This is a genomic window from Spiroplasma endosymbiont of Lasioglossum malachurum, from assembly GCF_964020065.1.
Classification (GTDB): domain Bacteria; phylum Bacillota_I; class Bacilli_A; order Mycoplasmatales; family VBWQ01; genus Spiroplasma_E.
The window spans coordinates 619,180-632,579 of sequence record NZ_OZ026534.1 but is presented as its reverse complement, the minus strand read 5'-3'; the positions used below and the strand labels follow the sequence as shown (position 1 = coordinate 632,579).

Here is a 13,400-nt window from a genome sequence, read left to right as displayed (position 1 = left end):
ATAGATGGCTAAAAAAGATAACTTTAATAATAATGATCCAATATCAAAAGCAGTAGATTTATTATTAGAAAATACTGAAGATTTAACAACAGTTTTTAAAGAAGGGGGTTTATATAAAGAATTAACAAAACGTTTAGTTGAAAAAATGTTGAATTCTGAGATGCAAAATTATTTAGGATATGAAAAAAATCAACATAGTAATAGTGACAATGCTCGTAATGGTATAAGTTCAAAAAAATTAATAACTCAACAAGGTAAAATTGAGATTGATGTATCACGAGATCGTAATAGTAATTTTACTCCTGTAATAGTGCCAAAAAGACAGAGAAGATTTGATGGTTTTGATCAACAAGTTCTTTCCTTATATGCAAAAGGTATGACATTATCAGATATTAGAATGCAGTTACAAGAGTTATATCATGGTGCTGATATTAGTGAAAGTGTTATTAGTCAAATTACTGATGATGTGATTGATGATGTCAAAGCATGACAAAATAGACCATTAGAAGGCATTTATCCCATTGTTTATTTTGATTGTATAGTAGTTAAAGTACGACAAGATAAACGCATTATTAACAAATCAGTTTATATAGCTTTAGGTGTTGATTTAGAAGGTAAAAAAGATGTTTTTGGTTTATGAATTAGTGAAAATGAAGGCGCTAAATTTTGATTAGCAAATTTCACAGAAATGAAAAATCGTGGCTTAAATGATATTCTTATTGCTTGTAGTGACAACTTAACAGGCATGTCAGAAGCAATACAATCAGTTTATCCTAAAACTGAACATCAATTATGTATAGTTCATCAAATCAGAAATAGTTTAAAATATGTTTCATACAAACATCGAAAATCACTAGTTACAGATTTAAAGCCAATTTATAATGCATGTAGTGAAGAACAAGCAATGCAAGCTTTAGAATCATTTGAAAGTAAATGAAATAAACACTATCCTCAAATTGCTAAATCTTGATATAAAAATTGAGATAATTTAATAATTTTTATTAGTTATCCTCCAGAAATCAAAAGAGTGATTTATACTACAAATTCTATTGAATCTGTTAATAGTCAATTACGAAAAGTCATCAGAAATAAAAAAGTTTTTCCAAATGATATGGCAGTTTTCAAAATATTTTACTTAGCAATTGAAAATATAACAAAAAAATGAACAATGCCCATTCAAAATTGAAATACAGCAATTGCTCATTTTATGATAAAATTTGAAGACAGAATTAATCTGAACTAGTACTTTGCAAAACAAAGATACACAGATTATTAAAAAACCTCATAAAATATTTCTAATTAATCAAATCATTATTATCAAATTCTTTATTTTTAATTATTTTAATTACATCTTTATAGACAGCAATTGTCACTTCAGCACGTGCCATCATTTGCATTGTATTAAAAATAAAGTTTTCATCAGGATTTTTTTTACATTCTTCTTTTTCAAGTTCTGTTTCTAAAAATTTAAAAAATTTACTATTGTTTCTAATTTTTTCTTGTATTTTTTTAATTAAAAATTTTTCATCAATCATAGTTCAAAATCCTTAAAATTTATTTTACTTATCAAAATATCCATCAGGATAAATACCATTTCATTTTATATCGTCTTGTTTTGATGGTTTAATTCCAAAATACAATTTTATTTTATGATAATTACTAACTTTTTCTGCTCAAATAGGAGCCCCCCCAGTGAGCTTCATAATCATAATCTAAATAATAAGATAATTCGCTTGTTTTGCTATTAGACTTTGCACCAAGTATTAAACCAGTTGTAGCGATAATTAATGTTAAAGTAACCAATACTAATGTTATTTTACCTAAATTTATTTTTATTCATGTTTTCATTTTTTATTTTCCTTTCTATAATAATATTTCTGGTTTTATTTTTTGACCTTTATTAATATTAGTGAGTTTACTTTTTTCTATTTTTTTATCATAATTATTTATCCCTTTTTTGAAAAAAGGTTTTATATTTTTAGTTTTAAATTTTAATAATAATTCTTTATTTTTTGATATTTTTTCATTAAAATGTTCTATTATATTATTTTGTAATTTTATTTTAGAATTTATTTCTTTATTTCAATCATAAAAATCAATACTTCATATTTTTTTATTTTCTAAAGAAGAAATTTTTACATAACAATTTTCTACATTTTCTTTAAAATCTTTAATAGATTGTTCTACTTTTTGTTTTTCAAATTCACTCATATTAAAATACTCCTTATTTCTTAATTTTACTTTTAAATTGTACTGATTTTTCATTATTTTTACAAGTATACTTTAAAACAAAAAATAACGCCTAAATTAAAGAAGTTTATTTCATGAGACCTAGACTATTAATTATATTGTACTTGTTTGTTATATAGCAAATGTGAAGATACTTTTTTTCACAGTAGCATTATTTTTACCACGAATGACATTTTTATATGGATATAGTGCATAAAATAATGCATCGTAAGGGTCTTGATACATATTTTTGTCAGGAATATTAGTTTTTGTTTCATCATAACGTAATTCTTCTAAACATTGAGTAGTTTTTGGCAAATCATCTTTATTTGCATAAAAGTTTCCATAACTCATAATATTTCTCATTCATACTACTCTATTAGTTAATCCTGCTTCTTGATTTAAATTTGAAGCATGTTTAATAGCAGTTTGTGTTATTAAAATAGTATTATATTCATCGATTAATTTTTGATTTAATCAATCTATTGCTGTTCGTGCTTTATCATCATAAAAATAAATTGCTTGTTCAAAATTTTCAAAATTATCCATTAATCCTAAAATTTCATTAACATAAGCATTAATTTTTTCATTTTCATTTATAAAATCATTTGCAGTAACTACTAATTCACAAATAATATAAGCATCATAATAACCAGTATTATTATATTCTTTAAAACCAATGACCATAAATACAATATGGTCTTTATGTCCAGTTGCTCAATCAACACCAATAGAATAAAAATCAAATTTATACATATCTTTTTCTTTATTATAAAATTGTTTTAAATCATATGGTTGTCAATATTTTACTGTTTTTTGAAATGGAAAAATTGTTGCATCACTATCTAAAAATTCAAAACCATAAAAAACAGTATTAAATTCATCAGGATTACTTTTTTTCATTTCTAATAATTTTCTTTTTTTTGAATATCAATTAACTTATCTCAAAATGGTTGAATAGTAAATCTTAAAACAAATAAACCTAAACCACTAAACATATCTTTATTTTCATAATAAACTTTACCAACTTTTTTAAGATTTCCCATGACTTCATCATTTAATGATAAAAATGGCGTACAGTATTTTAAATAAAATGGATGATATTTATCATAAGGATTACATGTAAAAGTCATAAAAAAGTATTTATAAAAATAACGAGTAATCTTTTGTCCAAAAGTAGGACTATATATATTTTTATCAATAAATGTTCAACTTCACTCTTTAATTGGTTTTTTTGAAACTTTAATTCTGTTACTTCTAAACATAGATATTTCTAATCTCTCATAGCGATATGTTAATTCTTTATCAGTAAGTGTTTCTTTTTCTTCTGCCATGATTATTTCATCTGTTCTTGAACCTAAAAAACTTGACCCACCTGCTTCTTTTCCAAAAATTTTATTACCTTTACAATTTAGCTTTTAATATTCTTCAATCTGTTTTTTCTCATTGATTTTTTATATCATCTCTAAATGATTGATACATTCTTTCAGTTGCTTCTTTTAAAGTTCATAAATAATTAAAACTCATATTTTTTCTCCTAACTATTTTAAAAAAATCTAAATTTATTGTAAATATATTTAAAAAATTAATTTACTTAATTATTATATACATATATAAGTGTAATTTAAAATTAAATAAAAAAACACTTTCATATTTAAAATATAATAAACAATTTCAATATAATTAATAGTATAGGTATCATAAAATAAACCCCTTTAATTTAGGCGTTATTTTACGTTTAAAAGTATAATTGTAAAAATATCAAAAAATAAGTATAATTTAACAATAAAATATTAAGAGATAAGGAGAAATTAAAATGGAAATAGAAAAAATAGAAATTTTAAAAAATAAAATTCAAGAAATTCAAGAAATGATTAATTATATAAATATTATAATAATTAAAGAGAAAGAAAAAAATAAACCCAATGAATATGATTTAAGAATTTATTCAAGGGAAATTGTTAGTTTTGAAAAAGAACTAGAAATTTCTAAAAGAAAGTTATCAAACGAACTAAGTAAAATTACAGAATTAACAGAACTAATACCATTGTTACAATTAAATGATATCAATATTATTAATTCATATAAATCTATTAATAATCAAGAAAAAAGTAGTAAAGTTTTTATTAAAAATAATAATTGTGTAATATCTTAAATTTCATTTAAAAATAGGAGTAAATTATCATGAACAAAGAAAAGTTATTAAAAGTTGTAAGTAACTTAAAATCTTTCAAAAAGATTTTGAAAAATGAATGTTATCTGTCAAAATAAAAATTGTAGTAACAAATGAAGTAATATTGTTTTATTAGAATTAAAATCAACAACATTTAGTCTTTTTCTTTGTGAAAATCATGCAATTAATTTAGAACATGAATTATTACCAAAATGATTAAAAACTTGTGAAGAGTTAAGAAAAAAATAATAAAATAAAAAAGGAGCAATTTAATATGAAAATATGAATAAAAACAAATTTAAGTAAAATAACATTAGCATTAGCACTAACTGGTGCAACAACTGGAACAATTGGTTTAATCATGGGGGGTGCTTACCCATAATGTAGGTACTAATGTTAAGCATTATTTAACACGAAATGGAGAAATGGTATATGGAACAACTACTATTTGAGTTAATACATATACAAGTAAAAATATTTTTCAATTATATTTTTCTAAAAAACCGAAACATGAAGATGATATAAAATGAGATGGTAACTATCCTGATTGATATTTTGATAATTAAATTTCTACATTTATATAAGAAATATTCTCATTATATTTATCAAATAAATGAGGTTTTTTAATAATCTGTGTATCTTTGTTTTGCAAAGTACTAGTTCAGATTAATTCTGTCTTCAAATTTTATCATAAAATGAGCAATTGCTGTATTTCAATTTTGAATGGGCATTGTTCATTTTTTTGTTATATTTTCAATTGCTAAGTAAAATATTTTGAAAACTGCCATATCATTTGGAAAAACTTTTTTATTTCTGATGACTTTTCGTAATTGACTATTAACAGATTCAATAGAATTTGTAGTATAAATCACTCTTTTGATTTCTGGAGGATAACTAATAAAAATCATTAAATTATCTCAATTTTTATATCAAGATTTAGCAATTTGAGGATAGTGTTTATTTCATTTACTTTCAAATGATTCTAAAGCTTGCATTGCTTGTTCTTCACTACATGCATTATAAATTGGCTTTAAATCTGTAACTAGTGATTTTCGATGTTTGTATGAAACATATTTTAAACTATTTCTGATTTGATGAACTATACATAATTGATGTTCAGTTTTAGGATAAACTGATTGTATTGCTTCTGACATGCCTGTTAAGTTGTCACTACAAGCAATAAGAATATCATTTAAGCCACGATTTTTCATTTCTGTGAAATTTGCTAATCAAAATTTAGCGCCTTCATTTTCACTAATTCATAAACCTAAAACATCTTTTTTACCTTCTAAATCAACACCTAAAGCTATATAAACTGATTTGTTAATAATGCGTTTATCTTGTCGTACTTTAACTACTATACAATCAAAATAAACAATGGGATAAATGCCTTCTAATGGTCTATTTTGTCATGCTTTGACATCATCAATCACATCATCAGTAATTTGTGACTAATAACACTTTCACTAATATCAGCACCATGATATAACTCTTGTAACTGCATTCTAATATCTGATAATGTCATACCTTTTGTGCATATAAGGAAAGAACTTGTTGATCAAAACCATCAAATCTTCTCTGTCTTTTTGGCACTATTACAGGAGTAAAATTACTATTACGATCTCGTGATACATCAATCTCAATTTTACCTTGTTGAGTTATTAATTTTTTTGAACTTATACCATTACGAGCATTGTCACTATTACTATGTTGATTTTTTTCATATCCTAAATAATTTTGCATCTCAGAATTCAACATTTTTTCAACTAAACGTTTTGTTAATTCTTTATATAAACCCCCTTCTTTAAAAACTGTTGTTAAATCTTCAGTATTTTCTAATAATAAATCTACTGCTTTTGATATTGGATCATTATTATTAAAGTTATCTTTTTTAGCCATCTGTAACTCACTCTTTCTAGTCATTTAATTATATTTACTAGAATTAATTAAACATAGTTATTTTTGTAAGTTACACAGATTACTAAACATTACCAATTATCAAAAATATCCATCAGGATAATTACCATCTCATGATATATCTATTCTTTCAATAGTATTTCCGCTATTATAAAATTCTGTTTTTTCAGGTGTATCAGAAAAATAAATTTTAAATTCATTTTTTATATCGACTGAAATGCCATGAATATCAGACATTCATATTTTTTGAACACCTCATTCAACTTGTTTATGTGGAGTTAAAAAATATTTAACTCCACTAACATTATGGGTAAGCACCCCCCATGATTAATCCTATTGTTCCGGTTGTAGCACCAGTTAGTGCTAATGCTAATGTTATTTTACTTAAATTTGTTTTTATTCATGTTTTCATAATAAATTTCTCCTTTTTTAAAATTTATTTAACTTTTTTTGGAATTATACTTTTTATTTTTTTCATTTTCTTGATAAATAAATTGTATTGTTACTACATCAATAAACTGTTCATATAATTCAGGATTTTCTTTTCATTCTTCTACTATTTCATCTGAAATTAATTGGTCATCAAGAAAATTTGAAAACTTAATATCATGTTTACTACAAAAAACAGTAGGCTCATTAGTAACAGATATTATGTCATTCTAACATTTTTTTATAAAACATTTAATTATTTTTTTCATAAACGCTCCTTTTTCCTTAATTTTACTTCTAAATTGTACTGATTTTTTATTATTTTTACAAGTATGCTTTTAAACGAAAAATAACGTCTAAATGCAAGGCGTTTATTTTGTGATACCTATACTATTAATGATATTAAACTTGTTTATTATATAGCAAATGTGAAGATACTTTTTTTCACAGTAGCATTATTTTTACCCCTAATTACATTTTTATATGGATATAGTGCATAAAATAATGCATCATAAGGGTCTTGAAACATATTTCTGTCAGAGGAATATTAGTTTTTGTTTCATCATAACGTAATTCTTCTAAACATTGAGTAGTTTTTGGTAAATCATCTTTATTAGTATAAAAGTTTCCATAACTCATAATATTTCTCATTCAAACTACTCTATTAGTTAATCCTGCTTCTTGATTTAAATTTGAAGCATGTTTAATAGCAGTTTGTGTTATTAAAATAGTATTATGTTCATCTATTAATTTTTGATTTAATCAATCCATGGCAGTTCGTGCTTTATCATCATAAAAATAAATTGCTTGTTCAAAATTTTCAAAAAATCTATTTCCTTGTTCTTTGATAAATTCAGCAGTTTTTTTAACACCAATTGCTGTTTTTGTTGGTCTTATTATTACATCTGCTCTTTTATTAACTAATTTATGATTAACATTATCTGTACAAAATAATACTAAACGCATTGAATATTTACCAGAATTGCGTTTAAATTTTCAAAATTTTCGATGTCCATCATCAATACTAATATAAATAAATTGATTTGGTTCTAATTTTATTTTTGGAACATCTAATTTATTAACTTGATATTCTTGAAATAATCTACTAATACTTGTTGTACTAAATTTTGTTTGCTTCATAGTATGTAAAATATCAACATATCTTTTTCCATCAGCAAAATGTTCAATAACATTATTTTTGATATCCTGACAAGTTATTTTATATTTAGGTAATTCTAATTCTTCATCTAATAAACAAACTCTTACTCATTTTTTTAATTGTTCATCATAATATTTATAATTACGACATTTATAAATAACAAGACCATTGATAGTATTTCTAGTTCTTTCTTTAATTTTAACTGGAATATATTTTCTATCTCTTTCTTTTAATATTCTTCAATCTGTTTTTTCTCATTGATTTTTTATATCATCTCTAAATGATTGATACATTCTTTCAGTTGCTTCTTTTAAAGTTCATAAATAATTAAAACTCATATTTTTTCTCCTAACTATTTTAAAAAAATCTAAATTTATTGTAAATATATTTAAAAAATTAATTTACTTAATTATTATATACATATATAAGTGTAATTTAAAATTAAATAAAAAAACACTTTCATATTTAAAATATAATAAACAATTTCAATATAATTAATAGTATAGGTATCATAAAATAAACGCCTTTAATTTAGGCGTTATTTTACGTTTAAAAGTATAATTGTAAAAATATCAAAAAATAAGTATAATTTAACAATAAAATGTTAAGAGATAAGGAGAAATTAAAATGGAAATAGGAAAAATAGAAATTTTAAAAAATAAAATTCAAGAAATTCAAGAAATGATTAATTATATAAATATTATAATAATTAAAGAGAAAGAAAAAAATAAACCCAATGAATATGATTTAAGAATTTATTCAAGGGAAATTGTTAGTTTTGAAAAAGAACTAGAAATTTCTAAAAGAAAGTTATCAAACGAACTAAGTAAAATTACAGAATTAACAGAACTAATACCATTGTTACAATTAAATGATATCAATATTATTAATTCATATAAATCTATTAATAATCAAGAAAAAAGTAGTAAAGTTTTTATTAAAAATAATAATTGTGTAATATCTTAAATTTCATTTAAAAATAGGAGTAAATTATCATGAACAAAGAAAAGTTATTAAAAGTTGTAAGTAACTTAAAATCTTTCAAAAAGATTTTGAAAAATGAATGTTATCTGTCAAAATAAAAATTGTAGTAACAAATGAAGTAATATTGTTTTATTAGAATTAAAATCAACAACATTTAGTCTTTTTCTTTGTGAAAATCATGCAATTAATTTAGAACATGAATTATTACCAAAATGATTAAAAACTTGTGAAGAGTTAAGAAAAAAATAATAAAATAAAAAAGGAGCAATTTAATATGAAAATATGAATAAAAACAAATTTAAGTAAAATAACATTAGCATTAGCACTAACTGGTGCAACAACTGGAACAATTGGTTTAATCATGGGGGGTGCTTACCCATAATGTAGGTACTAATGTTAAGCATTATTTAACACGAAATGGAGAAATGGTATATGGAACAACTACTATTTGAGTTAATACATATACAAGTGAAAATATTTTTCTATTATATTTTTCTAAAAAACCGAAACATGAAGATGATATAAAATGAGATGGTAACTATCCTGATTGATATTTTGATAATTAAATTTCTACATTTATATAAGAAATATTCTCATTATATTTATCAAATAAATTAATATTTTGTAAGTTTATTTCTTGTTTATCAGTTATTAAAATTAATTCATAATTACCAGCACCAAATATACTACTAATTTCAATCCGATTTAAGTTATTAATCGGATTTTCAATTTGTAATTCAAATTCATCATTATTATCAATTTGTGAAATTTCTTTATAAAATTCTAATTTAGAAAATAATTGAGCTTTATTTGAACCGTATAAATTTAAAGCATTTTCAATTTTATTGTTACTAATAATTGCTCTTGTAAAATACTTTCCATACTCACCATTACCTAATGTTCAATCAGCAGGAATTAATGACGGAATATTATTACTTTCTAATTCATTTGTAATAGATAATCAATTAAACTGGTTATCATCAAGTTTAAATAATTCATTTTGACGGTAATGTTTAGTAATCTGTGTAACTTACAAAAATAACTATGTTTAATTAATTCTAGTAAATATAATTAAATGATTAGAAAGAGTGAGTTACAGATGGCTAAAAAAGATAACTTTAATAATAATGATTCAATATCAAAAGCAGTAGATTTATTATTAGAAAATACTGAAGATTTAACAACAGTTTTTAAAGAAGGGGGTTTATATAAAGAATTAACAAAACGTTTAGTTGAAAAAATGTTGAATTCTGAGATGCAAAATTATTTAGGATATGAAAAAAATCAACATAGTAATAGTGACAATGCTCGTAATGGTATAAGTTCAAAAAAATTAATAACTCAACAAGGTAAAATTGAGATTGATGTACCACGAGATCGTAATAGTAATTTTACTCCTGTAATAGTGCCAAAAAGACAGAGAAGATTTGATGGTTTTGATCAACAAGTTCTTTCCTTATATGCAAAAAGGTATGACATTATCAGATATTAGAATGCAGTTACAAGAGTTATATCATGGTGCTGATATTAGTGAAAGTGTTATTAGTCAAATTACTGATGATGTGATTGATGATGTCAAAGCATGACAAAATAGACCATTAGAAGGCATTTATCCCATTGTTTATTTTGATTGTATAGTAGTTAAAGTACGACAAGATAAACGCATTATTAACAAATCAGTTTATATAGCTTTAGGTGTTGATTTAGAAGGTAAAAAAGATGTTTTAGGTTTATGAATTAGTGAAAATGAAGGCGCTAAATTTTGATTAGCAAATTTCACAGAAATGAAAAATCGTGGCTTAAATGATATTCTTATTGCTTGTAGTGACAACTTAACAGGCATGTCAGAAGCAATACAATCAGTTTATCCTAAAACTGAACATCAATTATGTATAGTTCATCAAATCAGAAATAGTTTAAAATATGTTTCATACAAACATCGAAAATCACTAGTTACAGATTTAAAGCCAATTTATAATGCATGTAGTGAAGAACAAGCAATGCAAGCTTTAGAATCATTTGAAAGTAAATGAAATAAACACTATCCTCAAATTGCTAAATCTTGATATAAAAATTGAGATAATTTAATGATTTTTATTAGTTATCCTCCAGAAATCAAAAGAGTGATTTATACTACAAATTCTATTGAATCTGTTAATAGTCAATTACGAAAAGTCATCAGAAATAAAAAAGTTTTTCCAAATGATATGGCAGTTTTCAAAATATTTTACTTAGCAATTGAAAATATAACAAAAAAATGAACAATGCCCATTCAAAATTGAAATACAGCAATTGCTCATTTTATGATAAAATTTGAAGACAGAATTAATCTGAACTAGTACTTTGCAAAATAAAGAAACACAGATTACTAAAATGCCTCTATTTTTTAGGAAATTTTTCTCTAATTAAACCATTAGTATTTTCATTAGTACCTCTTTGTCAAGGTGAATATGGATTGGCAAAATAAATTTTTACATCTAAATTTTTTTCAAGTTGTTGTCAATTTGAAAATTCTTTGCCACGATCAAAAGTAATAGTTTTAACAATGTTTTTAGGAAGAATTGATAAATAATAACTGACATTTTTATTAATAACTTTAGTAGTTCTGTTTTTAACTAATATTGCTAAAGTAAATCGTGATACTCTTTCAACTAAAGTTATTAAACATGATTTGCTTTTACCTCTTGATGATACTATAGTATCTCCTTCTCAATGACCAAGTGTTATACGATCATTAACATTTATATCTCGTTCTTTAATTGATTTACCATTAAACTTGCCACGATTTTCTTTAGATTTTCGTTTTTTACCTTTTCTTCTTAAATTTTTACTAGTAACTTTATCAAGCATTCCAAAATAAATTTAAGTATAAATTGTTTTAAAACTAATAACTCACTCTTTATGAAAATTTTTAATTCTGCCATAAATTTGTTCAGGTGATCAATCTAATAGTAATTTTTGTTGTACATATTTTACTAAATTCTTATTTTTAAACTTATGAAAACTAATATGTGATTATTTTCGATTTTCAGCTTTATTTTGTGCAATTAATGAAAAATAATGATTATCATCTTTATTTCTATTAATTTCTCGAATAATAGTACTAATACTTCGATTAAGATTTTTAGCTATTTCACTAATTTTAAATTTAAATTTCAATTGATTCTCAATATAAATCCTTTCATCTATGACAAGATGTTTATAACTCATATAAAAACTCCTTACTTTTTTCTAAACTAAATTTAGCATTATGAAATTTTTATATGAGAATTTTTTGCAATTTTATTTACTTGCACTTACAAGTATAATTCAGCATTTAATAAAACCTAGTATAGTTAAATTACTATACTAGGTATGAACAATTATTAAATTATAAATACTATTATAACTATAAAGTAAAAATTACTCAATCAACTATTATTTACTATTTTTAAATTTTCTAATTATTTTTTTGATCTAATAACATAAATAATCATTATATATGTTCTTTTTCTATTCAAGTTAAAACATCTTCTAAAATAATATTAATATTGGGTTCATTTAAAATCGCATGATTACCTTCTTCATAAAAACTATAAGTTATCCCCTGTCTTCAACGTTTATTATTTTTTTCAATTTTATCAAAATCGGCAAATATATCTTTTGCAGATTGAACAATCAAAACCGGACATTTAGCATTATTAAGATTTTTTGGTACTTGTTTACTTAATTTTTGTGCTTGTAAAGAAAATAATAATGTAAATTTCATATTAGTCATTACTCTAATTTTCCCTTTTTTAATATAATTAGAGTTAATAGAAATTGTTTCCATATCAAAAGTAATAGGTAATGGATGATGTTTATAAAATAGAAATCCTCAAATTGCATGACAAACTAATGAAGGTTTTATTTTAAATATTTGTTTCTTAGTAACAAAATTAGTTAAAATTGCACCATCAATCATTTTTGGTAATCTTTTAATTGCTAATGCTGTTAATGCTGAACCTAATGATTCACCCATTAATAAAATTTTTTTATTAGGATAACGTTCATTCAAAACCGTTATAATATCTTTAATATCATTAATAGTTGTTCCTAAAGTATGATATTTTCATTTTTCATTTTCTCCTCAACCTCGTTGATCAAAACTTAAAAATGAAATACCATGTTTAGTAAAAAACTTAGCAGCTGTTTTAAAGTCTGTTAAAGAGGCACCCATACCATGAATACCAATAATAATATATTTACTATTATCAACAAATTTAAATTCAGTATGTAAAAAATAGTTATCCCTAGTAATGATTCCCTCATTACTTCATTGTGGAAAATGACGATTCAGTTCTCAGTGATAATCAATATGGAAAATTTGATAAATTCTATATAAAATATAAAGTATTATTAACATAGCTAAAACTACAATAAGTACTGCTCATCAATAATGTTGCCAAAAATTATCCATAATAAATGATACCCTCCAATAATATATAAATACTTACTAATATTTTATCAAATTAATTTTGTTTTAATAAA

At 23.1% G+C, this 13,400-nt stretch carries 18 protein-coding genes and 2 pseudogenes; 8 read left to right on the top strand and 12 right to left on the bottom strand.

The genetic code is table 4. From position 1 onward, the window contains the following. The first annotated feature begins 4 nt into the window (after positions 1–4). On the top strand, positions 5–1,243 hold the full coding sequence (locus AACK95_RS03545; protein WP_338980904.1) for an IS256 family transposase: 1,239 nt from the start codon (positions 5–7) through the stop codon (positions 1,241–1,243). Between the two features lie 52 nt (positions 1,244–1,295). Here AACK95_RS03545 and AACK95_RS03540 read toward each other — a convergent pair whose 3' ends face one another. The 6 genes from AACK95_RS03540 to AACK95_RS03515 form a co-directional block, all read right to left on the bottom strand. Next, positions 1,296–1,535 (bottom strand): hypothetical protein, encoded by a 240-nt coding sequence (locus AACK95_RS03540; RefSeq protein WP_338980902.1) that lies wholly within the window; start codon positions 1,533–1,535, stop codon positions 1,296–1,298. Positions 1,536–1,659: 124 nt separating this feature from the next. Next, the gene (locus AACK95_RS03535; RefSeq protein WP_338980900.1) at positions 1,660–1,848 is read right to left on the bottom strand and encodes a hypothetical protein; all 189 of its coding nucleotides are present in this window, start codon (positions 1,846–1,848) and stop codon (positions 1,660–1,662) included. A 15-nt stretch (positions 1,849–1,863) separates the two neighbouring features. After that, positions 1,864–2,211, bottom strand: a complete 348-nt coding sequence (locus AACK95_RS03530) for a hypothetical protein (RefSeq protein ID WP_338980898.1) — start codon at positions 2,209–2,211, stop codon at positions 1,864–1,866. Between the two features lie 150 nt (positions 2,212–2,361). Continuing rightward, entirely contained in the window at positions 2,362–3,132 is a 771-nt protein-coding gene (locus AACK95_RS03525) for a hypothetical protein (protein ID WP_338980896.1), read from the bottom strand. A 2-nt stretch (positions 3,133–3,134) separates the two neighbouring features. Next, on the bottom strand, positions 3,135–3,563 hold the full coding sequence (locus tag AACK95_RS03520; RefSeq protein WP_338980895.1) for a hypothetical protein: 429 nt from the start codon (positions 3,561–3,563) through the stop codon (positions 3,135–3,137). Between the two features lie 70 nt (positions 3,564–3,633). Continuing rightward, positions 3,634–3,756 (bottom strand): hypothetical protein, encoded by a 123-nt coding sequence (locus AACK95_RS03515; RefSeq protein WP_338980893.1) that lies wholly within the window; start codon positions 3,754–3,756, stop codon positions 3,634–3,636. A gap of 289 nt (positions 3,757–4,045) precedes the next feature. Here AACK95_RS03515 and AACK95_RS03510 point away from each other — a divergent pair, with 289 nt between their 5' ends. The 3 genes from AACK95_RS03510 to AACK95_RS03500 all read left to right on the top strand — a co-directional run bounded on the left by AACK95_RS03510 (position 4,046) and on the right by AACK95_RS03500 (position 4,968). Then, a complete protein-coding gene (locus AACK95_RS03510) occupies positions 4,046–4,384 on the top strand; it encodes a hypothetical protein (protein WP_338980891.1) in 339 nt (112 codons plus the stop codon). Positions 4,385–4,477: 93 nt separating this feature from the next. After that, positions 4,478–4,651: a hypothetical protein gene (locus AACK95_RS03505; protein WP_338980883.1), complete on the top strand. Its 174-nt coding sequence runs from the start codon at positions 4,478–4,480 to the stop codon at positions 4,649–4,651. A gap of 119 nt (positions 4,652–4,770) precedes the next feature. Continuing rightward, positions 4,771–4,968: a hypothetical protein gene (locus AACK95_RS03500; RefSeq protein ID WP_338980890.1), complete on the top strand. Its 198-nt coding sequence runs from the start codon at positions 4,771–4,773 to the stop codon at positions 4,966–4,968. 90 nt (positions 4,969–5,058) lie between these two features. On the opposite strand, the pseudogene AACK95_RS03495 reads toward AACK95_RS03500, so the two are convergent. From AACK95_RS03495 to AACK95_RS03485, 3 genes and pseudogenes are all read right to left on the bottom strand, one after another. Next, positions 5,059–6,301 (bottom strand): annotated as a pseudogene (locus AACK95_RS03495) (IS256 family transposase). Positions 6,302–6,397: 96 nt separating this feature from the next. Next, positions 6,398–6,637, bottom strand: coding sequence for a hypothetical protein (locus tag AACK95_RS03490; protein WP_338980889.1), 240 nt, complete (start codon positions 6,635–6,637; stop codon positions 6,398–6,400). Between the two features lie 582 nt (positions 6,638–7,219). Further along, on the bottom strand, positions 7,220–8,245 hold the full coding sequence (locus AACK95_RS03485) for a hypothetical protein (protein WP_338980887.1): 1,026 nt from the start codon (positions 8,243–8,245) through the stop codon (positions 7,220–7,222). Between the two features lie 289 nt (positions 8,246–8,534). Here AACK95_RS03485 and AACK95_RS03480 point away from each other — a divergent pair, with 289 nt between their 5' ends. From AACK95_RS03480 to AACK95_RS03465, 4 genes and pseudogenes are all read left to right on the top strand, one after another. Beyond that, positions 8,535–8,873, top strand: coding sequence for a hypothetical protein (locus AACK95_RS03480; protein ID WP_338980885.1), 339 nt, complete (start codon positions 8,535–8,537; stop codon positions 8,871–8,873). A 93-nt stretch (positions 8,874–8,966) separates the two neighbouring features. Beyond that, positions 8,967–9,140: a hypothetical protein gene (locus AACK95_RS03475; RefSeq protein ID WP_338980883.1), complete on the top strand. Its 174-nt coding sequence runs from the start codon at positions 8,967–8,969 to the stop codon at positions 9,138–9,140. Between the two features lie 119 nt (positions 9,141–9,259). Next, positions 9,260–9,457 (top strand): hypothetical protein, encoded by a 198-nt coding sequence (locus tag AACK95_RS03470; RefSeq protein ID WP_338980881.1) that lies wholly within the window; start codon positions 9,260–9,262, stop codon positions 9,455–9,457. Between the two features lie 533 nt (positions 9,458–9,990). Beyond that, positions 9,991–11,230 (top strand): annotated as a pseudogene (locus AACK95_RS03465) (IS256 family transposase). A gap of 40 nt (positions 11,231–11,270) precedes the next feature. On the opposite strand, the gene AACK95_RS03460 reads toward AACK95_RS03465, so the two are convergent. The 3 genes from AACK95_RS03460 to AACK95_RS03450 form a co-directional block, all read right to left on the bottom strand. Beyond that, a complete protein-coding gene (locus AACK95_RS03460; protein ID WP_338980879.1) occupies positions 11,271–11,741 on the bottom strand; it encodes an IS30 family transposase in 471 nt (156 codons plus the stop codon). Between the two features lie 165 nt (positions 11,742–11,906). After that, complete coding sequence (locus AACK95_RS03455; RefSeq protein ID WP_338980877.1) at positions 11,907–12,101, bottom strand: helix-turn-helix domain-containing protein; 195 nt, start codon at positions 12,099–12,101, stop codon at positions 11,907–11,909. Between the two features lie 265 nt (positions 12,102–12,366). Further along, on the bottom strand, positions 12,367–13,329 hold the full coding sequence (locus AACK95_RS03450; protein WP_338980875.1) for an alpha/beta hydrolase: 963 nt from the start codon (positions 13,327–13,329) through the stop codon (positions 12,367–12,369). Positions 13,330–13,400 lie beyond the last annotated feature (71 nt).